The sequence below is a fragment of the Streptomyces sp. NBC_00554 genome (assembly GCF_041431135.1).
In the GTDB taxonomy this organism is placed as follows: Bacteria; Actinomycetota; Actinomycetes; order Streptomycetales; family Streptomycetaceae; genus Streptomyces.
Genome location: NZ_CP107799.1, coordinates 1,367,662 through 1,386,948 on the forward strand (window position 1 = coordinate 1,367,662; position 19,287 = coordinate 1,386,948).

Annotated in this window: 22 protein-coding genes and 1 tRNA gene; 12 read left to right on the top strand and 11 right to left on the bottom strand. The window is 70.6% G+C overall.

Annotated elements, in window-relative coordinates; all coding sequences use genetic code 11:
* The first annotated feature begins 27 nt into the window (after positions 1 to 27).
* The 10 genes from OG266_RS06180 (at position 28) to OG266_RS06225 (ending at position 9,691) form a co-directional block, all read left to right on the top strand.
* A complete protein-coding gene (locus OG266_RS06180) occupies positions 28 to 492 on the top strand; it encodes a general stress protein (RefSeq protein ID WP_371543656.1) in 465 nt (154 codons plus the stop codon).
* Positions 393 to 668: a hypothetical protein gene (locus tag OG266_RS06185; protein WP_371553183.1), complete on the top strand. Its 276-nt coding sequence runs from the start codon at positions 393 to 395 to the stop codon at positions 666 to 668. Before OG266_RS06180 ends, OG266_RS06185 begins: the two co-directional genes overlap by 100 nt.
* Positions 669 to 736: 68 nt before the next feature.
* Positions 737 to 2,653 (top strand): molecular chaperone DnaK, encoded by a 1,917-nt coding sequence (gene dnaK, locus OG266_RS06190; protein ID WP_371543657.1) that lies wholly within the window; start codon positions 737 to 739, stop codon positions 2,651 to 2,653.
* A gap of 10 nt (positions 2,654 to 2,663) precedes the next feature.
* The gene (locus OG266_RS06195; protein WP_371543659.1) at positions 2,664 to 3,248 is read left to right on the top strand and encodes a nucleotide exchange factor GrpE; all 585 of its coding nucleotides are present in this window, start codon (positions 2,664 to 2,666) and stop codon (positions 3,246 to 3,248) included.
* Positions 3,249 to 3,254: 6 nt separating this feature from the next.
* Positions 3,255 to 4,190: a DnaJ C-terminal domain-containing protein gene (locus tag OG266_RS06200; RefSeq protein ID WP_371543661.1), complete on the top strand. Its 936-nt coding sequence runs from the start codon at positions 3,255 to 3,257 to the stop codon at positions 4,188 to 4,190.
* Positions 4,190 to 4,558 (top strand): chaperone modulator CbpM, encoded by a 369-nt coding sequence (locus OG266_RS06205; RefSeq protein WP_371543662.1) that lies wholly within the window; start codon positions 4,190 to 4,192, stop codon positions 4,556 to 4,558. The genes OG266_RS06200 and OG266_RS06205 overlap by 1 nt, the downstream gene beginning before the upstream one ends.
* On the top strand, positions 4,549 to 7,188 hold the full coding sequence (clpB, locus tag OG266_RS06210) for an ATP-dependent chaperone ClpB (RefSeq protein ID WP_371543664.1): 2,640 nt from the start codon (positions 4,549 to 4,551) through the stop codon (positions 7,186 to 7,188). Before OG266_RS06205 ends, clpB begins: the two co-directional genes overlap by 10 nt.
* Entirely contained in the window at positions 7,185 to 7,643 is a 459-nt protein-coding gene (gene trxA / locus OG266_RS06215; RefSeq protein WP_371543666.1) for a thioredoxin, read from the top strand. The genes clpB and trxA overlap by 4 nt, the downstream gene beginning before the upstream one ends.
* Before the next feature lie 6 nt (positions 7,644 to 7,649).
* Positions 7,650 to 7,910 (top strand): UBP-type zinc finger domain-containing protein, encoded by a 261-nt coding sequence (locus OG266_RS06220; protein WP_371543668.1) that lies wholly within the window; start codon positions 7,650 to 7,652, stop codon positions 7,908 to 7,910.
* A complete protein-coding gene (locus OG266_RS06225; RefSeq protein ID WP_371543670.1) occupies positions 7,910 to 9,691 on the top strand; it encodes an FAD-dependent oxidoreductase in 1,782 nt (593 codons plus the stop codon). Before OG266_RS06220 ends, OG266_RS06225 begins: the two co-directional genes overlap by 1 nt.
* 466 nt (positions 9,692 to 10,157) lie before the next feature.
* Here OG266_RS06225 and OG266_RS06230 read toward each other — a convergent pair.
* A tRNA-Pro gene (locus OG266_RS06230) sits at positions 10,158 to 10,231 on the bottom strand.
* 178 nt (positions 10,232 to 10,409) lie between these two features.
* On the opposite strand from OG266_RS06230, the gene OG266_RS06235 reads away from it, so the two are divergent.
* Both OG266_RS06235 and OG266_RS06240 read left to right on the top strand, forming a co-directional pair.
* Positions 10,410 to 11,111 (top strand): transketolase, encoded by a 702-nt coding sequence (locus OG266_RS06235; RefSeq protein ID WP_266472869.1) that lies wholly within the window; start codon positions 10,410 to 10,412, stop codon positions 11,109 to 11,111.
* A gap of 65 nt (positions 11,112 to 11,176) precedes the next feature.
* Positions 11,177 to 12,088 carry a transketolase family protein gene (locus OG266_RS06240; RefSeq protein ID WP_371543672.1) on the top strand — a complete coding sequence of 304 codons (912 nt, stop codon included), beginning with the start codon at positions 11,177 to 11,179 and terminating at the stop codon, positions 12,086 to 12,088.
* A 14-nt stretch (positions 12,089 to 12,102) separates the two neighbouring features.
* On the opposite strand, the gene OG266_RS06245 is transcribed toward OG266_RS06240, so the two are convergent.
* From OG266_RS06245 to OG266_RS06290, 10 genes are all read right to left on the bottom strand, one after another.
* Positions 12,103 to 12,462, bottom strand: a complete 360-nt coding sequence (locus tag OG266_RS06245; RefSeq protein WP_266472872.1) for an MmcQ/YjbR family DNA-binding protein — start codon at positions 12,460 to 12,462, stop codon at positions 12,103 to 12,105.
* Positions 12,463 to 12,530: 68 nt separating this feature from the next.
* The gene (locus tag OG266_RS06250; protein WP_371543673.1) at positions 12,531 to 13,076 is read right to left on the bottom strand and encodes an N-acetyltransferase family protein; all 546 of its coding nucleotides are present in this window, start codon (positions 13,074 to 13,076) and stop codon (positions 12,531 to 12,533) included.
* Positions 13,073 to 13,660 (bottom strand): helix-turn-helix domain-containing protein, encoded by a 588-nt coding sequence (locus OG266_RS06255; RefSeq protein ID WP_266472874.1) that lies wholly within the window; start codon positions 13,658 to 13,660, stop codon positions 13,073 to 13,075. The genes OG266_RS06250 and OG266_RS06255 overlap by 4 nt, the downstream gene beginning before the upstream one ends.
* Positions 13,661 to 13,756: 96 nt before the next feature.
* The gene (locus tag OG266_RS06260; protein WP_371543675.1) at positions 13,757 to 14,659 is read right to left on the bottom strand and encodes a LysR family transcriptional regulator; all 903 of its coding nucleotides are present in this window, start codon (positions 14,657 to 14,659) and stop codon (positions 13,757 to 13,759) included.
* A 56-nt stretch (positions 14,660 to 14,715) separates the two neighbouring features.
* Positions 14,716 to 15,909, bottom strand: coding sequence for a glycine C-acetyltransferase (locus OG266_RS06265; protein WP_266474950.1), 1,194 nt, complete (start codon positions 15,907 to 15,909; stop codon positions 14,716 to 14,718).
* 99 nt (positions 15,910 to 16,008) lie between these two features.
* On the bottom strand, positions 16,009 to 17,037 hold the full coding sequence (gene tdh / locus OG266_RS06270) for an L-threonine 3-dehydrogenase (protein ID WP_326719334.1): 1,029 nt from the start codon (positions 17,035 to 17,037) through the stop codon (positions 16,009 to 16,011).
* A 165-nt stretch (positions 17,038 to 17,202) separates the two neighbouring features.
* Positions 17,203 to 17,805, bottom strand: coding sequence for a GAF domain-containing protein (locus OG266_RS06275; protein ID WP_266472878.1), 603 nt, complete (start codon positions 17,803 to 17,805; stop codon positions 17,203 to 17,205).
* A gap of 60 nt (positions 17,806 to 17,865) precedes the next feature.
* Positions 17,866 to 18,465, bottom strand: coding sequence for an ATP/GTP-binding protein (locus OG266_RS06280; RefSeq protein WP_326719336.1), 600 nt, complete (start codon positions 18,463 to 18,465; stop codon positions 17,866 to 17,868).
* Positions 18,443 to 18,814 (bottom strand): DUF742 domain-containing protein, encoded by a 372-nt coding sequence (locus OG266_RS06285; protein WP_266472880.1) that lies wholly within the window; start codon positions 18,812 to 18,814, stop codon positions 18,443 to 18,445. Before OG266_RS06285 ends, OG266_RS06280 begins: the two co-directional genes overlap by 23 nt.
* A gap of 2 nt (positions 18,815 to 18,816) precedes the next feature.
* On the bottom strand, positions 18,817 to 19,251 hold the full coding sequence (locus tag OG266_RS06290; protein ID WP_266472882.1) for a roadblock/LC7 domain-containing protein: 435 nt from the start codon (positions 19,249 to 19,251) through the stop codon (positions 18,817 to 18,819).
* Positions 19,252 to 19,287: the final 36 nt, after the last annotated feature.

The window sequence follows — 19,287 nt, forward strand, 5'->3', positions numbered from 1 at the left end:
CACCCAGCCTAGGCAAGGAAATGCGACTTGTCCCAATTTGGGACTTGTTCTCGTGGACCGACCGGCTGCGTCGATTTCCGACCTGCCGGGTGCAGGCGGAGCGCGCTGCTCTCTTGCCACTCTGGGCTTGTCAGGCATCGCCTGGAGCATCGGTGGCCATGGCAGGAAGGACTGGCTGATGGACGAGGAGGCCCGCAGGACCATCGCCTCGTACACGACTACCGAGAGGCTGAACGCGCCGTCGATCACCTTTCCGATCCGGGTTTCCCGGTCCAGAGGCCGGCCATCAGGCAGGACGTGCGCCTGGTGGAGCAGATGACCGGCCGCATGGGACATGGCGGGGCCGCGCTGCACGGCGCGGCGAGCGGGGCACCGATCGGGGGGTCTCCGGGTTGCTCAACCGGCTGGACCTGCTCGTGTCGGGACTGCTACTCGCCCTGTACGGGCTGGTTCTCCGAGCACTCGTCAGCGCTCTGTCCGGCCTGCTGGTGAACGCGGCCCAGCGTGGCCGCCGGGACTTCGCCCCGGTGAGTTGCACGCAGCCCGGCCGGTACGACGTCGCCACCGACGAGGCGGTGCAGCTGCCGGCCGAGCTGCGCAGCGGGACCGGCACCAGCAGCGGGGCTCGGAAGGGCGGCCTCCCGCGGAGCGGTCCCGCCGCCACCTGAGCGAATGCGGAAGACCGGGCGCGACCCCGAGGGCAAACGGGGACCGTCCGTCGCGGAAGGAGTTCCTCATGGCCAAGGCAGTAGGCATCGACCTGGGCACCACGAACTCGGTGATCGCCGTCTGGGAGGGCGGCGAGCCGACAGTCGTGCCCAACACCGAGGGCAACCGCACGACACCGTCCGTGGTGGCCTTCACCGACACCGGCGAGCGCCTGGTGGGCCAGCTGGCCCGCCGCCAGGCGATCCTCAACCCCAAGGGCACCATCTACTCGGCCAAGCGGTTCATCGGCCGGCACTTCGACGAGATCTCCGAAGAGGCCAGGGCCGTCGCGTACGACGTGGTCGAGGGAGACGGCGGCGCCGCCCGCTTCAAGGTGCGCGACAAGCTCCACGCGCCCGAGGAGATCAGCGCGCAGGTGCTGCGCAAGCTCGCCGACGACGCCTCCAAGCAGCTGGGAGAGCGGGTCACGGAGGCGGTCATCACGGTGCCCGCCTACTTCAACGACGCCCAGCGCACCGCTACCAAGGACGCCGGACGGATCGCCGGCCTGGAAGTGCTGCGGATCATCAACGAGCCGACCGCGGCCGCGCTCGCCTACGGGATGGACAAGAAGGAGCACGAAACCGTGCTCGTCTTCGACCTGGGCGGCGGCACCTTCGACGTCAGCATCCTCGACGTCGGCGACGGCGTGGTGGAAGTACGGTCCACGGCGGGCGACAGCCATCTGGGCGGCGACGACTTCGACCGCCGGCTGGTCGACCAGCTCGCCGACGGCTTCCAGAAGGAGAACGGCATCGACCTGCGCCAGGACCCCCAGGCGCTGCAACGCCTGTTCGAGGCCGCCGAGAAGGCCAAGACCGAGCTCAGCTCGGTGACCCAGACGCAGATCAGCCTGCCGTTCATCACGGCCGACGCCTCCGGGCCCAAGCATCTGACCACGACGATCATGCGGTCCACGTTCGAGCAGATCACCGGCGACCTGGTGGAGCGCTGCCTGGGCCCGGTACGGCAGGCCATGGACGACGCCAAGGTCAGTGACAACGACATCGACGAGGTCATCCTCGTCGGCGGCTCCACCCGCATCCCCGCCGTCCAAGCCCTGGTGCGGAGGCTGACCGGCGGCAAGGAACCCAACATGAGTGTCAACCCCGACGAGGTCGTGGCGCTGGGTGCCGCGATCCAGGCCGGGGTCCTCAAGGGCGAGGTCAAGGACGTCCTACTGCTCGACGTCACCCCGTTGTCGCTGGGTGTGGAGACACGCGGCGGCGTGATGACGAAGATCGTCGAGCGGAACACCACCATCCCGGTACGCCGCACCGAGACCTTCTCCACCGCCGAGGACAACCAGCCCGCCGTCGACGTCGTCGTCCTGCAGGGCGAGCGTGAGAGGGCCGCCGACAACCGGGTCCTGGGTCGCTTCCAGCTCACCGACATCCGCCCCGCGCCGCGCGGCGAGCCGCAGGTCGAGGTCACCTTCGACGTCGACGCCAACGGCATCCTCAACGTCACCGCGCGGGACAAGGACACCGGCAAGGAGCAGGGCATCACCATCAGCGAGAGCTCCAACCTCGACCGCGGCGACGTCGAGCGGATGGTCCAGGAGGCCGAACACAACCGCGACCAGGACCAGGCCCTGCGCGAGGCAGTCGACGCCCGCAACGAACTGGACGCCATCGCCTACCAGGTCGAAAAGCGCCTCGGCGAGCTCGGCGACGCCGCACCCGCACATGAGAAGGCCCGCGCCGAGATGCTGGTGGCCGAGGCTCGCGAGGCGGTCAAGAACGAGGCCGGGGTGGACAAGGTCCGGCCGCTGACATCCGAACTCCAGCAGGTCTTCGCGGGGCTCGCGGCCCACCAGGCGGGATCCGCCGCGGGCGGTCCGGCGGGCACCGGCTCACCGGACGGATCCGGTACCGGCGGCGCCGCGCCGGGCGGCGCCGGGGGCGACGACGATGTGATCGACGCCGAGTTCGACAAGGGCTGAGGTGCCCGCCATGCCCATCCCACCGCAGGACCCAGAGCCCCACCCGCCGCCGGAAGGCGCCGTACAGCCGCCGCGCGGAGATCTTGCGCAGTCCGGACAGCCGACCGAGGAGGCCGAGCCGGGGCCCGACGCCGCAACCGGCGCCGCCGCACCTGACGACGCATACGCGGCCGCGTTGGCAGAGGTCGAGGACCGCTGGCGCCGCGCCCTGGCCGACCTCGACAACCTGCGCAAACGCCACGCCAGGGAGCTGGAGCGGGAGGCCGCGGCCGAACGCGCCCGTACGGCTGCGGCCTTCCTGCCCGTCATCGACAACCTGGAACTTGCCCTGAGCCACGCGGCCGCCGACCCCGGTGCGATTGTCGAAGGCGTCCGGGCCGTGCGTGACCAGGCCGTGAACGTCCTGGAGCGGCTGGGCTACCCGCGCCACGCAGAGAAGGGCGTGGCGTTCGACCCGGCCCGGCACGAGGTGGTCGGCGTGGTCCAGGATCCCGATGCCGATCCGAACACCGTGGTCCAGGTGGTGCGACCCGGCTACGGGGAGGCCGAACGGCAGCTGCGGCCGGCCGCCGTGACCGTCGCCAAGCGGGAGTGACCGTCCATGTCACGCGACTTCTACGAGGTGCTCGGTGTCTCGCGCACCGCCGACCGGGACGAGATCCAGCGGGCCTATCGCACCCTGGCCCGCAAGTACCACCCCGACGTCAACAAGGACCCCCAGGCGGAGGAGCGGTTCAAGGAGATCAACGAAGCCTTCAGCGTCCTGTCCGATCCCGAGCAGCGAGCCCGGTACGACCGCTTCGGCGAGGACTTCCGGCAGGTCCCGGAGGACTGGGAAGAGCGCGTGGCCGCCGGCGCGGGAGCCGGCAACGGCTCCCGTTGGACCACCGGCGGCGGTCCCCGGGTGCGGTACTCCACGGCAGGCTTCGGGGGCGAGGGGGTCGACGTGGAGGATCTGTTCGGTTCGCTGTTCGGCGGTGCCGGGCGGATGCGTGTGCCCGGCGCCGACCAGGAGGCCGAACTGCCACTCACCGTCGAGGAGGCCTATCGGGGCGGCCGCCGTACGGTCACCCTCGCCGGGCCGGCCGGGCAACGGCGCTACCAGGTCGACGTGCCGCCCGGCACCACCGACGGGCAGCGCATCCGGCTGGCCGGGGAGGGCGGGCGCGGGAGCGGCGACGACGCTCCCGCCGGGGACCTGTACCTGAGGGTGCGGATCCGGCCGCACCCCGAGTTCCGCCTCGACGGCCGGGACGTCCACGTGAGTCTTCAGGTCACCCCGTGGGAGGCGGCGCTGGGCGCGACCGTACCGGTGCCCACTCCGAGCGGCGCCACGGCGAAGGTGACCGTGCCCGCCGGGTCCTCCAGCGGACGGCGCCTGCGGCTGCGCGGCGAGGGCATGCCGGGCCCGCGCGGCGCGAACGGAGACCTGTACGCGGAGCTGCGGATCATGGTGCCGCCACGGCTGAGCGACCGGGAGCGCGAGCTGCTGGAGGAACTTGCCGCTGTCTCCTCGTTCGACCCCAGGAGGACCTGATGAGCGACCGACCGGCCGAGGCCCGCCCGTCCCGCGTACGCACGACCGAGGTGGGCGTGCAGTACGCGATCGTGCCAGTGCCCGTGCTCTCCCTGGAGGCCGTGGCCCGCAGCTCAGGCCTCCATCCCGACCTGATCCGTCGGTTCGTCGCCCTCGGACTGGTGGACGCCGGCCTCGACGCCTCCGGACGGATGGTGTTCGCTCCCACGGCTCCGGCCGCCCTGGCCCGCGTCCAGCGGTTGCGCACAGGGCTGTGCCTGAACTACGCATCCATCGGTCTGGTGCTCGACCTGCTCGACCACATCAGCTTGCTCGAAGCCGCACTGCGGCGTGCAGGCATGAGGAGTGATCTACCACCATGGACATGAACCGCCTGACCCAGAAGTCCCAGGAAGCCCTGCAGGAGGCCCAGAGCGCCGCCGGCCGACTGGGGCACACCGAGGTCGACGGCGAGCATCTGCTGCTCGCCCTCCTCGACCAGGAGGAGGGCCTGATCCCGCGGTTGCTGCAGCAGACGGGCACCGAGCCCAAGGAGTTGCGTGCGGCCGTACGCGAGGAGCTCTCCCGCCGGCCCAAGGTGACCGGCCCGGGCGCGACGCCGGGCCAGGTCTTCGTCACCCAGCGCCTCGCCCGGTTGCTGGACTCGGCCGAGCGGGAGGCCAAACGCCTCAAGGACGAGTACGTGTCCGTGGAACACCTGCTGCTGGCCCTGGCCGAGGAGGGCTCGGCGACCGCCGCCGGGCATCTGCTGAAGGAGCATGGCGTGACCCGGGAGTCCTTCCTCGGCGCGCTCACCCAGGTCCGCGGCAACCAGCGCGTGACCTCTGCCAACCCCGAAGTGGCTTACGAGGCCCTGGAGAAGTACGGCCGTGACCTGGTCGCCGAGGCCAGGGCCGGGCGGCTCGACCCCGTCATCGGCCGGGACGCCGAGATCCGCCGCGTCACCCAGATCCTCAGCCGCAAGAGCAAGAACAACCCCGTCCTGATCGGCGACCCCGGCGTCGGCAAGACCGCCATCGTCGAGGGCCTGGCCCAGCGCATCGTTCGCGGCGACGTCCCCGAAGGCCTGCGCGACAGGACGGTGTTCGCCCTCGACATGGGCTCGCTCGTGGCGGGCGCCAAGTACCGCGGCGAGTTCGAGGAACGCCTCAAGGCCGTACTGAGCGAGGTCAAGGCAGCCGAGGGGCGGATCCTGCTCTTCGTCGACGAGTTGCACACCGTCGTCGGCGCGGGCGCCGCCGAGGGCGCCATGGACGCGGGCAACATGCTCAAACCCATGCTGGCGCGCGGCGAACTGCACATGATCGGCGCGACCACCCTGGACGAGTACCGGCAGCACATCGAGAAGGACGCCGCCCTCGAACGCCGCTTCCAGCAGGTACTGGTCGAGGAACCCAGCGTGGAGGACACCATCTCCATTCTGCGCGGCCTGCGCGAACGCCTTGAGGTCTTCCACGGTGTCAAGATCCAGGACACCTCGCTGGTCGCGGCAGCGACGCTCTCCCACCGCTACATCACCGACCGTTTCCTGCCCGACAAGGCCATCGACCTCGTCGACGAGGCCTGTGCCCGGCTGCGTACGGAGATCGACTCCATGCCCGCCGAACTCGACGAGATCACCCGCCGGGTGACCCGCCTGGAGATCGAGGACGCGGCCCTGTCCAAGGAGACCGACCCCGCCAGCAAGGCCCGCCTGGAGGAACTGCGCAGGGAACTGACCGACCTGCGCGGCGAGGCTGACGCCAAACACGCCCAGTGGGAGGCCGAACGGCAGGCGATCCGCCGCGTGCAGGAGCTGCGTCAGGAACTGGAGCAGGTCCGCCACGAGGCGGAGGAGGCCGAACGCGCCTACGACCTCAACCGCGCCGCCGAACTCCGCTACGGCCGCCTCCAGGGCCTGGAGCGCCGACTCGCCGCAGAGGAGGAGCAACTGGCCGCCAAACAAGGGCAGAACCGGCTGCTGCGCGAGGTCGTCACCGAGGAGGAGATCGCCGAGATCGTCGCCGCCTGGACCGGCATCCCCGTCTCCCGCCTCCAGGAGGGCGAACGCGAGAAACTGCTGCGCCTCGACGACATCCTGCGCGAGCGCGTCATCGGCCAGGACGAGGCCGTCAAGCTCGTCACCGACGCCATCATCCGCGCCCGCTCCGGCATCCGCGACCCTCGCCGCCCCATCGGTTCGTTCATCTTCCTCGGCCCCACGGGCGTCGGGAAGACCGAGCTGGCCAAGACCCTCGCCCGGACCCTGTTCGACTCCGAGGAGAACATGGTCCGCCTCGACATGAGCGAGTACCAGGAGCGGCACACCGTCAGCCGGCTCATGGGTGCACCGCCCGGATACGTCGGCTACGAGGAGGGCGGCCAGCTCACCGAGGCCGTACGCCGCAAGCCGTACTCGGTCGTGCTGTTCGACGAGATCGAGAAGGCGCACACCGATGTCTTCAACACCCTGCTGCAGATCCTCGACGACGGCCGCATCACCGACGCACAGGGCCGCACGGTCGACTTCCGCAACACCGTGATCATCATGACGTCCAACATCGGCTCCGAGCACCTCCTCGACGGCGCCACCGCCGAGGGGGAGATCAAGCCGGACGCCCGCGCCCTGGTGATGGGCGAGCTGCGCGGGCACTTCCGCCCGGAGTTCCTCAACCGCGTCGACGACATCGTGCTGTTCAAGCCGCTCGGTGAGCGGCAGATCGAGCGGATCGTGGAGCTGCAGTTCGACGAGCTGCGGCAGCGGCTCGCCCAACGCCGCATCACCGTCGAACTCACCGATGCGGCTCGCGAGTTGATCGCCCACCAGGGCTACGACCCGGTGTACGGGGCCCGGCCGCTGCGGCGTTACATCTCCCACGAGGTCGAGACACTGGTCGGACGCGCCCTGCTGCGCGGCGACGTCCAGGACGGCGCGACGGTGCGCGTCGACGCCGAGCACGGCGAGCTGGTGGTCACCTACGACCAGTCCGAGGACGTGAAGGGACCGAGGGCGGCATGAGTACCGTGCAGGCCACCACCGTCACCTGCCCGCAATGCGGGCGCATCAACCGGGTACCCGTGGCCGCCGAGGGCCGTCCCAGGTGCGGCAACTGCAAGCAGCCTCTGCCGTGGATGGCCGACGCAGGCGACGACGACTTCACCGAGGTCGTCGAGCAGGCCACCGTGCCCGTCGTCGTGGACCTGTGGGCCACCTGGTGCGGCCCCTGTCGCATGGTGAGCCCCGCGCTGGAGAACGTCGCCGCCGATCTCGCGGGAACGATCAAGCTGGTCAAGGTCGACATCGACAAGAACCCGCGCCTGGCGCGGCGGTTCGAGGTCCAGGCCGTACCGACGCTGCTGGTCCTCGACAAAGGACGGACCATCGCCCGGCAGGCGGGTGCCGCACCTGCCCCTGCCCTGCGGCGGTGGGTGGAGCAGTCGATCGCCGGCCGCGAACCGGCCGGGAAAGGATGATCGGCCATGACCGTACGGACCGACCCCCACCTCGCCCTCGTACGCCCCGTCACCCCGCGCGCCGCGGGATGCGAGGAATGCCTGGCCACGCACTCCCCCTGGGTCCACCTCAGGCTCTGCCTGACCTGCGGCCACGTCGGCTGCTGCGATTCCTCTCCGAACCGGCACGCCCGCCGTCACGCCGCCGCCGACGGCCATCCGATCGTGGCGTCGCTGGAGCCCGGCGAGGACTGGCGGTGGTGCTACGTCCACGAGGCGTTCGTGTGATGCCCGGCGACGAGACGCGGACGGGCGAAGCGCCCGTGCCGGAGGAGGCGGAGGAGAGCGTCCCCTTCGAGACCCCCGACATCTACGGCGCCTATCCCCGCCTGCCGGACGACACGATGGCCCGTCTGGCCCAGCATGGCCGCAGGCGCCCGGTGGACGCCGGTGACGTGCTGATCCGGGAGGGCGAGCGGTGCGAGACGTTCTACGTCGTCCTCAGCGGCTCGGTCGCCATCGTCGAGGGCTACGGCACGCCCGGTGAACGCCTGCTGCGTGTGCACGGCCCTGGCCGCTTCATCGGCGAACTCGGCCTCCTGAACGGACAGGTGGCCTTCTACACCGCCGTGGTCAGGGACCCCGGCGAGATCCTCGCCCTGTCCATGGACCAGCTGCGTGACCTGGTGACCCGGGACTCCACCCTCGGTGACGTGGTGCTGCGCGCCTGCCTGGGCCGCCGTGCCCTGCTCGTCGGACAGGGCGCCGGTTTCCGTATCATCGGCTCGCGCTACTCGCCCGACACCCGGCGCCTGCGCGAGTTCGCCGCCCGCAACCGGCTGCCGCACCGCTGGATCGATCTGGAGTCGGACTCGGAGGCCGAGGCGCTGCTGCGCCGCTTCGCGGTCGGTCCGGAGCAGACGCCGCTGGTGATCTGGCGGGACACGACCCTGCTGCGCAATCCGAGCAACGCCGAACTGGCCCGGTTGATCGGCCTGCCGCCCCTGCCGTCGGGCAACGGCCGCGGCGATCTCCTGATCGTCGGCTCCGGACCGGCCGGGCTCGCCGCCGCGGTGAACGCCGCCTCGGAGGGCCTCGGCACGACCGTGGTCGAGGCGATGGCCACCGGCGGCCAGGCCGGGACGTCCTCCCGCATCGAGAACTGCTTCGGCTTCCCCTCCGGCATCTCCGGCGCCGAACTCACCGAGCGCGGGGTGCTCCAGGCGGGCAAGTTCGGTGCCCGGATCAGTGTCCCGGCGGAGGCGGCCCGGCTCGAACGGCGGGACGGCCACTACGCCGTCGGGTTCGCCGACGGCAGCGAGATCACCGCCCGTACCGTCGTCCTGGCCACCGGCGCCCATTACCGCCGCCTCCATGTGCCCGGCATCGAGCCGTTGGAGGGCACGGGCGTCCACTACTCGGCGACCGTTTACGAGGCCCAGCAGTGCCGTACCGACCCGGTGGCGGTTGTCGGCGGCGGCAACTCCGCGGGCCAGGCCGTGCTCTTCCTGGCCGGGTACGCACCGCAGGTGTACCTGCTCGTCCGTGCGCCGAGCCTCGATGCGCACATGTCCCGCTACCTGATCGATCAGATCGAGCGCCACCCGCGGGTGCGCGTCCTGCTGCACACCGAGGTGGCGGAGGCACTCGGCGACAAGGCGCTGGAGGCGGTCAACGTGGTCGACCACCGTACGGGCGAGCACCGCCACCTCGAGGTGCGGGCCCTGTTCGTCTTCACCGGCGCCGACCCTCACACCGAGTGGCTGTCCGGCGCGCTCGCCCTCGACGCACGCGGTTACGTGCTCACCGGCGCGGAGGCACAAGCCTGCTCCGTTCCCGAACTGTGGCAGAGCCAGGGCCGCGACTGCCTGACCTTGGAGACCAGCCTGCCTGGCGTCTTCGCCGCCGGCGACGTCCGCAGCGGCTCGGTGAAGCGCGTGGCCTCCGCGGTCGGCGAAGGCGCGATGAGCATCCACTTCGTGCACCGCTACCTGGACCACACGGCCGCGCCAGGCGGCAGCGACAGCTCCCCGCACATCCGTCCGAAGGAGTCCGCTTGGCTCGCGTGACACCCAGCGGGCGACGAGATCACAAGACGGAGAATGCGGCGAGGGGAACGGCCACGCCCGTCCGGCGCCACCGTGCTGGCGAAATGCAGGACAGGCCCCTTGGCAATGACGTTCCACCCCTGTGAGTGGAGGTAGAGGGCGTTCTCCCGCCCGTATCCGGATGAGGCACCTCCGGATACGGCGAACACTCCCCCAGGTAGCGGCCCAACTGCGCGGCCGCCAGCAGGTAGTTGTACCGGGTGGTCTCCAGGTAATTCCCCGACCGCAGCGAGCGATCCCAGTCCCGCGGAAACCCCGACCAGGTCTTCGACAATCCCGCAGTGATCTTGTCCAGGTCCAGTAGCAGCATTTTCGCCGGCCTCCGAGTGAAGGCGCCTATGAGCGGCGTGCTCAACCCCGAAGATCGGCAACGCCTCATACGAAAAGGGCCCCCGCAGGCTCTCGCCTGCGAAGACCCTTCGCACCGTCGGGACGACAGGATTTGAACCTGCGACCCCTTGACCCCCAGTCAAGTGCGCTACCAAGCTGCGCCACGTCCCGGTGCCGTCTGACCTGGGGTTTCCCCCGGCTGAACGTGCATCGAAACAATACCGCACTCGCGCTGCTGATCGCGCCCTCGTTTATACGGGCCGTGCGAGGGCCTGCGTCTATACGGGTCGTACGAGGGCCCGCGTCCCGAGTTGACCTGAAGTTTGGTTGAGGTTGCAGAGTCGTCTGTATGACGACGACAGCGGAACAGAGCTACGTGTACGCGGACCTGCCCCACTTGATGGGGCTGATGACCGGCGACGAGAAGCACGGGCCGGCGGCGACGTCCACCCTGGACGCGCTGTGGGTGCTGTACGACCGGGTGCTTCGGGTGGGGCCGGAGCGGATGGGCGATCCGGAGCGGGACCGGTTCCTGTTGTCCAAGGGGCACGGGCCGATGGCGTACTACGCGGTGCTGGCGGCCAAGGGGTTCGTGCCCGTCGCGTGGCTGCCCGGGTTCGGGTCGTACGACTCGCCGCTCGGGCACCACCCGGACCGGGTGCTGGTGCCGGGTGCCGAGATCGGGAGCGGGTCGCTGGGGCACGGGCTGCCGATCGCCGTCGGCATGGCCCTGGGGCTGCGGGCGCAGGGGCTGGACGAACCGCGCGTATGGGTGCTGACCGGCGACGCCGAGCTGGACGAGGGCAGCAACCACGAGGCGATCGCGTACGCCGGTCCGGCCGGTCTGGAACGGCTGCACACCGTCGTGATCGACAACTCCTCGGCCAGCCATGCCCGGCCGGGCGGCATCGCCGCGCGGTTCGAGGCGGCCGGCTGGTCCACGGCGACCGTCGACGGCCGTGACCACGAGGCGCTGTACGCCGCCTTCACCGCCCCTCACCCGGGCCGTCCGCGGGTGGTCGTCGCCCAGGTCGAGCCGAAGCTCGACTGAGGCTCGGCCGTGCCCCGTCCCGCACCTCTCCGTTCCGTAAGCCCCTTGGAAGGACACGAGTACCCATGGACACCATGCGTGACCGTTTCGCCCCTGTCGTCACCCAGCTGCTCGACGAGGATCCACGCGTCGCCGTCGTTCTCGCCGAGATCGGCACGGACGGCTTCACGGAGGCTCGGCGCAGGCACCCGGAGCGGGTGATCAACGTCGGCATCCGCGAACAGCTGCTCGTCGGGGCGGGTGCCGGCCTGGCGCTGACCGGGCTGCGGCCCGTGGTGCACACCTTCGCCAGTTTCCTCGTCGAGCGGCCCTTCGAGCAGGTCAAGCTCGACCTCGGGCACCAGGACGTGGGTGCGGTGCTGGTCAGCGCGTCCGCGTCCTTCGACTGGCCCGCGGGCGGGTACACGCACATGGCCCCCGGCGATGTGGCCCTGCTGGACACGTTGGACGGCTGGACCGTGCATGTGCCGGGCCACCCGGACGAGGCCGAGACCCTGCTGCGCCACGCGATCGCCGCCGGGGACGACAAGGTGTACGTCCGGTTGTCGGTGCAGTCCAACGCGCAGGCGCTTCCGGTCGACGGGGCGCGCTTCATCACCGTCCGCGAAGGGCGCGCCGGGGTGGTCCTGGCCGTCGGCCCGATGCTCGACGCCGTGCTCGACGCCACGGAAGGGCTCGACGTCACCGTCCTGTACGCGACGACCGTCCGCCCCTTCGACACAGCCGCGCTGCGCCGGGCCAGTGAGGCGGCGGGCACCGATGTCGTCCTCGTCGAGCCATACCTGGCCGGCACGTCCACGGCCTTCGCGGGCGACGCTCTCGCCGACGTGCCCCACCGCGTCCTCGGCCTGGGCGTGGGCCGCCGTGAGCTGCGCCGTTACGGGCAGGTCGACGAGCACCTGACCGCACACGGTCTCGACGCGGGCTCGTTGCGGCAGCGGATCAGCGGCTTCCTGGGAGCAAGCGTCCGCCGGTGAACGTCAGGTCAGATTCAGTCGACGGCCGGAAGACCCAACTCCGGGTAGGACTCGAGCAGTCGGGTCGGGGCCGCCTGGCGCCAGGAGTCGGCGAGGATGTCGCGCAGCTCGTCGGTGTCCTCCAGCGCCGCGAGGCGGACGCGGACCCAGGCGAAGCCCGCCTCGTGATCGGCGATCCAGAACTTCCCGGGCTCGGCCCTGGACAGTTCGTCCCGCTCCTCCTTCGGGCAGCGCACGGCGATGGAGGTCTCTTCCTCGGGCAGCGTGGCGAACATCTTTCCCGCGACCCGGAATGTGGGCATGCTCCAGGCGATCTTCTCCGTCGTGTCCGGCAGGGAGAGGGCGATACGTCGTACGTCTTCGGCATCCGGCATGAGAAGCACCGTAGTCAATGGCACCGACAGTCGCCCCGCCCCACCGCCCCACCCAGTCCGGCCACCCCTCACCTGTCACCTGCGCCGACACTCCCCGTCCCCACCCTCTTGTAGAAGATCGTGGTCGGCCGCAGCTCGCCCGAAGGCGTCGCGGCGTAGTCGGGTATCGCCCCGAGCCGGGTCCAACCCGCGGAGCAGTACAAGGACTCGGCGGGGCTGTCGGTCTCGGTGTCCAGGTGCAGGAGGGTCACTCCCGCCGCGGCTGCCGCCTGTTCGGCCGTCGTCAGGAGGGTGCGGCCGAGGCCCCGTCCACGGCCGGCCCGGTGCACCATCAGCTTCACGAGCTCGGCGCGGTGGCGGCTGTTGGGCTTGTCGGGGAAGGCAAGACTCACGGTGCCGAGCAGCCGGCCCTCGGTCCGTGCCACCCAGACGGCGAGGTGGCCGGACGACACCGCGTCCGCGCGGTCCTCCCACCAGGACAGGGCCGCGGCGCGGTTGAGCGGAGCGAGGAAGCCGACCGAGGCGCCACCGTCCACAGTGTCGGCGAGCAGGTCGGCCAACTCCTCGGCGCAGGCCAGGAGTTCGGGCGCGCTCAGCCTTGAGACGGCGTTCACGGCTCCACCACGACCAGCGCGTACCGTACGCCGTCGGGGCCGGGGCACCGGAACCGCGTCGGCCCCCACACCCGCAGCCGTAGGCAGTCACCGACGCCGAGGTGGTGCTCGACGTCCCCGGCGGTCACGTCCAGCGCCCCCTCCAGGATCCAGATGTGCTGCTCCAGGCCGGGTACGGGGGGTCGGTCGTACGCGATGTCGGAGCCGCCCGCGAGCCGTCCCTCGACGAGTTCACCGCGCAGCCCGGAGTGCGGCGGCGACACCGAACGCCGTACGAAGCCGGAGTCCCGGTCTTCCCACACCGTCTGCTCGACGGCGCGCACCAGCAGCGCGGGCTCCGCCTCGACCTCGCTGAGGAGCTGCGACATGGTGCGCCCGTAGACACCGCACAGGCGGTTGAGGAGCGAGGCGGTGGGGCTGATCTCGGCGCGCTCGGCCCGGGACAGGGTGGAACGGCTCACCCCGCTGCGTTCAGCCAGCTCCCCGAGCGACCAGCCGCGTTCGGCCCGGAGCTCCCCGAGGCGTGCGGCGAGCCGGGCATCGACGGGGTCCGGGGCAAGACCGTCTCCATCAGGCCGTTTCATATCAGGGACGATATCCCATATCCGAGAAACGCCGGGAGCGGAGTTGGCAGGTGCGTCTCACGCAACAGCAGCACCGGCCCGTACAAGCGGCCCGCGCTACCCCTCCGCGGCACCCCGGAGCGCGTCCAGCACCGGCCGGATCAGCGGATGCCCCTCCGCTCCCCGCCGTACGGCCGCGAAGACCCGCCGTGTCGGAGCCACCCCGTCGACCGGGCGGACCACCACACCGGTGAGGTCCATGCCGCGCAGTGCCGAGCGCGGTACGAGCGCCACTCCCGCGTCGGCCGAGGCCAGGGCCACCACCGCGCGGAAGTCGTCCGAGGAGTGTTCGAGGCGGGGCTGGAAGCCGGCGCTCTCGCAGGCCAGAACCACCACCTCGTGGCACGGATTGCCGGGGTACGGGCCGATCCAGGTGTCCTTGGCCAGCTCCGCGAGCGGCACTTCGTCGGCGTCGGCGAGGCGGTGGCCGACCGGGACGACCGCGTCGAAGGGCTCGGCGTACAGAGGTACGTGGGTCAGGCGGGGGTCGTCGGCGGGCGGGGCCCCGCGGTACTCGACGGAGACCGCGACGTCGACCTGCCGGTCGAGGACCATCGGCAGGCTGGCGTCGCCCTCGGCGTCCTGGACGCGGATGCGGATGCCGGGCGCCGACACGGCGAGGCGGGCCACCGCGGGGGCCACGACCAGGGCGATGCCGGTCGCGAAGGAGGCGACGGTGACCGTGCCGGCCGCGCCCGAGCTGTAGGCGGCGAGCTCCGCCTCGGCCCGCTCCAACTGGGCGAGGACGGTGTTGGTGTGGCTGAGCAGGATCTCCCCGGCCGGAGTCAGCCGTACGCCCTTCGCGCCGCGTTCCACGAGCCGGTGACCCGTCTCCTGCTCCAGGGCGGTCAGCTGCTGGGAGACGGCCGAGGGCGTGAGATAGAGCGCGGCGGCAGCCGCTGTCACCGTGCGGTGGTCGGCCACCGCACGGAGGATGTGGAGCCGCCGCGCTTCGATCATGCGACCGATTCTCTCAGGTCGGGCAAACAGGTCGGGCGAACCGGAACGGCCCTCGCTCAGGCGTCCAGCTCCGCGCGGGCGGCCACGAACGCGTCCACCGCGCGGTTCACGTCCTCGGTCGAGTGCCCGGCGGACAGCTGAACCCGGATACGCGCCTGTCCTTGCGGCACGACAGGGAACGAGAAGCCGATCACGTACACGCCGCGCTCCAGGAGCAGCTCCGCCAGGCGTCCCGCCCTCGCCGCGTCCCCGATCATGACGGGCGCGATCGCGTGGTCGCCGGGGAGGATGTCGAAGCCCTCCTCGGTCATCCGGCGGCGGAACAGCGCGGTGTTCTCGGCGAGCCGTACCCGCAGGTCGTCCGCCGACTCCAGCAGGTCGAGGACCTTGAGGGAGGCGGCCGCGATCACCGGGGCGAGCGTGTTCGAGAAGAGGTACGGACGCGAGCGCTGGCGCAGCAGTGCGACGATCTCGGCGCGGGCGGCGACGTAACCGCCGGAGGCACCGCCGAGTGCCTTGCCGAGCGTGCCGGTGATGATGTCGACGCGGTCCATGACGCCGTGCAGTTCGGGGGTGCCGCGGCCGCCGGGGCCGACGAAGCCGACGGCGTGCGAGTCGTCGACCATGACCATGGCGTCGTAGCGGTCGGCGAGGTCGCAGATCTCGCGCAGCGGGGCCACATACCCGTCCATGGAGAAGACGCCGTCCGTGACGATCAGCCTGCGCCGGGCGCCCGCCGCCTCCTTCAACTGCTGTTCCAGATCGGCCAGATCACGGTTGGCGTACCGGAAGCGGCGTGCCTTGGACAGGCGGATGCCGTCGATGATCGAGGCGTGGTTCAGGGCGTCGGAGATGACCGCGTCCTCGGCGCCGAGGAGGGTCTCGAAGACGCCGCCGTTGGCGTCGAAGCAGGAGGAGTAGAGGATCGTGTCCTCCTGGCCGAGGAACGCGGACAGCCGCTGCTCCAGCTCCTTGTGCACCTCCTGCGTACCGCAGATGAAGCGCACGGACGCCATGCCGTAGCCCCAGCGGTCGAGGGCCGCGTGGGCGGCGGCGACGACCTCGGGGTGGTCGGCGAGGCCCAGGTAGTTGTTCGCGCAGAAGTTGAGGACCTCGCCGGGTCGCCCGCCCGCGGTGACGCTCACCGTCGCCGACTGCGGGGTGCCGATGACGCGCTCGGGCTTGTGGAGACCGGCGGCGCGGATCTCGTCGAGGGTGGTGCGCAGATCGTCGCGTACGGAATCGAACATCATCAGTTCCTTAGAAGTCTCAAGCGGTCCGGGCAAGTGTCGGACAGCCAGGGAAAGTCTCGGACGGCCAGGGAAGATCTCGGACGGCCAGGGAAGGTCTCAGACAGCCCAGTCGAGGATGACCTTGCCGCCGCGACCGCTCGCCGCGTCGGCGAAGGCCGCCTCGTAGTCGCGGTAGCCGTACCGGCCGGTGATCACGGGCGCGAGGTCGAGGCCGCCTTCGAGGAGGACCGACATCGCGTACCAGGTCTCGAACATCTCGCGGCCGTAGATGCCCTTGATCGTGATCATGGAGGTGACGATCCGGGACCAGTCGACCGGGAACTCCTCGGCGGGCAGGCCGAGCATCGCGATCCGGCCGCCGTGCGTCATGTTGGCGATCATGTCGCGCATCGCCTCGGGACGTCCCGACATCTCCAGACCGATATCGAAGCCCTCGCGCAGCCCCAGTTCACGCTGGCCGTCGGCGATCGTGGCGTTCGAGACATTGAGGGCGAGGCTCGCACCGATCTTGCGGGCGAGCTCCAGGCGCTCCTCGCTGACGTCGGTGACGACGACGTTGCGGGCGCCCGCGTGCCGGGCCACCGCGGCGGCCATCAGGCCGATGGGTCCGGCGCCGGTGATCAGTACGTCCTCGCCGACCAACGGGAAGGATAGGGCCGTGTGCACGGCGTTGCCGAACGGGTCGAAGATCGCGGCGACGTCGAGGTCGACGGGGACGCGGTGCACCCACACATTGGCGGCGGGCAGGACGACGTACTCGGCGAACGCGCCGTCGCGGCCGACGCCGAGGCCGACCGTGGCACGGCAGAGGTGGCGCCGCCCGGCCTGACAGTTGCGGCACTTGCCGCACACCAGATGGCCCTCGCCACTGACCCGGTCACCGATCTTGATGTCGGCGACATCGCGACCGGTCTCGACGACCTCGCCGACGAACTCGTGCCCGAGCACCAGCGGCGTACTGATGGCCTGTTGCGCCCAGCCGTCCCAGGACCGGATGTGCAGATCGGTGCCGCAGATCCCGGTCCTGAGGACCTTGATCAGTACATCGCCGGGGCCGGCCTGCGGCTCCGGAACGTCCACGAGCCAGAGCCCGGGCTCCGCCTTCTCCTTGACCAGCGCCTTCACGCAACGGCTCCTGTGGGTGAGGTCCCGAAGCAGGGCACGCCGGAACGGCCGGCCCGTACCGGGGAGAGGGGTGAGATCCCGTAGAAATCTGCCGTACGACGGCGCCCTGGTCCATCGAGGATTTCTTAAGCACCGCCGCAGCTTTGCTTCACGCCGCCGTGCGCCTCACCCCTCGGGCAGCCCCCCGCCCTCCCGCAGTTCGATCTGCTCGACCAGCTCCGCCGCCATCGACTTGATGATCTCGAGGCCCGCTCTCCCCCACGGGCGCGGCTCGATGTCGACGGCACAGACCGTGCCGAGGACGATGCCCGTGTGGTCGATCAGCGGGGCGCCGAGGTAGGAACGGACACCGATCTCGTCGACGACCGGATTCCCGGCGAACCTCGGGTAGTCGCAGACGTCCTCAAGGACCAGCGCCTTGCGTCGGACCACCACATGGGGGCAGAAGCCATAGTCGCGGGCCATATAGCGGCCCACGCCAGGACCACCGCCAAGCTCCCCGCCAAGCTCTCCGCCGAGGCCACCGTCCAGGTCACCGCCGTCCGGAGTGTGCAGGCCCGCGAAGAACTGCCGGTTCTCGTCGATGAAGTTGACCATCGAGTACGGCACGGCGGTGACCTCGGCGAGCCGGTCCGCGAAGGCGTCGAAGGCAGGCTCCGCGCGCGCCCCCAGGCCCAGCCTGCGCAGCCGCCGCACCCGGGCGGCGACGTCCTTGTCCTGCGGGGTCAGCAGCAGACGACCGGCAGGACGCGCGGGCTCATAACTCATATACGGACTCCACGACTTGGGGCAGATGTCATACACGGGCTCCGTGGTTCGGTGCGGGCCTCACATGTGGGCCCCGTGGCTCGGCGCGGGTGCCGGCGCATGCGCCAGAAGGTGCCGCACCAGAACGAGCAGGGTCTGCACGCCCGAGCTGGAGATCCGGGCGTCGCAGCGCACGACGGGGATCCCGGGGTCGAGGTCGATGGCCGCGCGCACCTCCTCGGGGTCGTAGCGGTAGGAGCCGTCGAACTCGTTGACCGCGACGATGAAGCCGAGACCGCGCTGCTCGAAGAAGTCGACGGCCGCGAAGCAGTCCTCCAGGCGTCGTGTGTCGGCGAGGATCACCGCCCCGAGCGCACCCTCGGAGAGCTCGTCCCACATGAACCAGAACCGCTCCTGTCCGGGCGTTCCGAACAGATACAGCACGTGTTCCGGATCGAGGGTGATGCGGCCGAAGTCCATCGCCACGGTCGTCTCGACCTTGTTCTCGATGCCGTCGAGACTGTCGGTCGCGGTGCTGACCGTGGTGAGCAGCTCCTCGGTACTGAGCGGCGCGATCTCGCTCACCGCGCCGACAAAGGTCGTCTTGCCGACCCCGAACCCTCCCGCCACCAGGATCTTCAGTGCGGTGGGGAAGGGGTCAGAGCTGTCGTCGTAGTCCATCGAGCACTGCCTCCAGAAGAGACTGGTCAGTGGGGTTGTGGTGGAAGGTCGGAGGCTTCGTCGTCAGCGCCCCGCAGTCGACGAGGTCGGACAGCAGCACCTTGGTGACCGCCGCCGGCAGCTTCAGGTGTGCGGCGATCTCCGCGACCGAGACGGGGGCCCGGCACAGTTCGAGTGCCTGGGAGTGCTCGGGCCCGAGGTAGCCGAGGGGGGTGGCGCCGGTGGCCATGACCTGCGACAGGAGGTCGAGCGCGGTGGTGGGCCGGGTCCGGCCGTTGCTGACCGTGTAGGGGCGCACCAGCCGGCCGGCCGCGTCGTCGAGCCAGGGCCCGTCGCCGGCCGCGGCCACGCTCAAGGCCTCATCGCCGAGGGTTCGGCCGCGGGCTGCCGGGGGGCGGTGATCAGATACGGCCGGACGCTCTTGACCAGCATCGCCATCTCGTAGCCGAGCACCGCCGCGTCGGCCTCGCGCCCGGCGAGTACGGCGAGACAGGTGCCCGAGCCGGCCGTGGAGACGAACAGCAGGGTCGAGTCGAGTTCGACGACGATCTGGCGTACGTCGCCGCCGTCCCCGAAGCGGATGCCCGCGCTGCGGCCGAGGGAGTAGAGGCCGGAGGCCAGCGCCGCCATGTGGTCGGCGCTGTCCGTGTCGAGGCCGTGGACCGACTTCACGAGTCCGTCGCAGGACAGGAGTACCGCGCTCGTGGTGTGCGGTACGCGCTGTACGAGGCCGCTCATCAGCCAGTCGAGATCGGATACCTGGCCGGTCGGCGCATCGCTCGCCATGGTGGATCGACTCCTTGAGGTACGAAGGTCTGTGGG

What these genes read in the sequence shown, in the direction of transcription:
- dnaK (WP_371543657.1), top strand. Translation starts at nt 737, where the DNA reads ATGGCCAAGGCAGTAGGCATCGACCTGGGCACCACGAACTCGGTGATC.
- OG266_RS06195 (WP_371543659.1), top strand. Translation starts at nt 2,664, where the DNA reads ATGCCCATCCCACCGCAGGACCCAGAGCCCCACCCGCCGCCGGAAGGC.
- OG266_RS06200 (WP_371543661.1), top strand. Translation starts at nt 3,255, where the DNA reads ATGTCACGCGACTTCTACGAGGTGCTCGGTGTCTCGCGCACCGCCGAC.
- OG266_RS06205 (WP_371543662.1), top strand. Translation starts at nt 4,190, where the DNA reads ATGAGCGACCGACCGGCCGAGGCCCGCCCGTCCCGCGTACGCACGACC.
- clpB (WP_371543664.1), top strand. Translation starts at nt 4,549, where the DNA reads ATGGACATGAACCGCCTGACCCAGAAGTCCCAGGAAGCCCTGCAGGAG.
- trxA (WP_371543666.1), top strand. Translation starts at nt 7,185, where the DNA reads ATGAGTACCGTGCAGGCCACCACCGTCACCTGCCCGCAATGCGGGCGC.
- OG266_RS06220 (WP_371543668.1), top strand. Translation starts at nt 7,650, where the DNA reads ATGACCGTACGGACCGACCCCCACCTCGCCCTCGTACGCCCCGTCACC.
- OG266_RS06225 (WP_371543670.1), top strand. Translation starts at nt 7,910, where the DNA reads ATGCCCGGCGACGAGACGCGGACGGGCGAAGCGCCCGTGCCGGAGGAG.
- OG266_RS06235 (WP_266472869.1), top strand. Translation starts at nt 10,410, where the DNA reads ATGACGACGACAGCGGAACAGAGCTACGTGTACGCGGACCTGCCCCAC.
- OG266_RS06240 (WP_371543672.1), top strand. Translation starts at nt 11,177, where the DNA reads ATGGACACCATGCGTGACCGTTTCGCCCCTGTCGTCACCCAGCTGCTC.
- OG266_RS06245 (WP_266472872.1), bottom strand. Translation starts at nt 12,462, where the DNA reads ATGCCGGATGCCGAAGACGTACGACGTATCGCCCTCTCCCTGCCGGAC.
- OG266_RS06255 (WP_266472874.1), bottom strand. Translation starts at nt 13,660, where the DNA reads ATGAAACGGCCTGATGGAGACGGTCTTGCCCCGGACCCCGTCGATGCC.
- OG266_RS06260 (WP_371543675.1), bottom strand. Translation starts at nt 14,659, where the DNA reads ATGATCGAAGCGCGGCGGCTCCACATCCTCCGTGCGGTGGCCGACCAC.
- OG266_RS06265 (WP_266474950.1), bottom strand. Translation starts at nt 15,909, where the DNA reads ATGTTCGATTCCGTACGCGACGATCTGCGCACCACCCTCGACGAGATC.
- OG266_RS06275 (WP_266472878.1), bottom strand. Translation starts at nt 17,805, where the DNA reads ATGAGTTATGAGCCCGCGCGTCCTGCCGGTCGTCTGCTGCTGACCCCG.
- OG266_RS06280 (WP_326719336.1), bottom strand. Translation starts at nt 18,465, where the DNA reads ATGGACTACGACGACAGCTCTGACCCCTTCCCCACCGCACTGAAGATC.
- OG266_RS06290 (WP_266472882.1), bottom strand. Translation starts at nt 19,251, where the DNA reads ATGGCGAGCGATGCGCCGACCGGCCAGGTATCCGATCTCGACTGGCTG.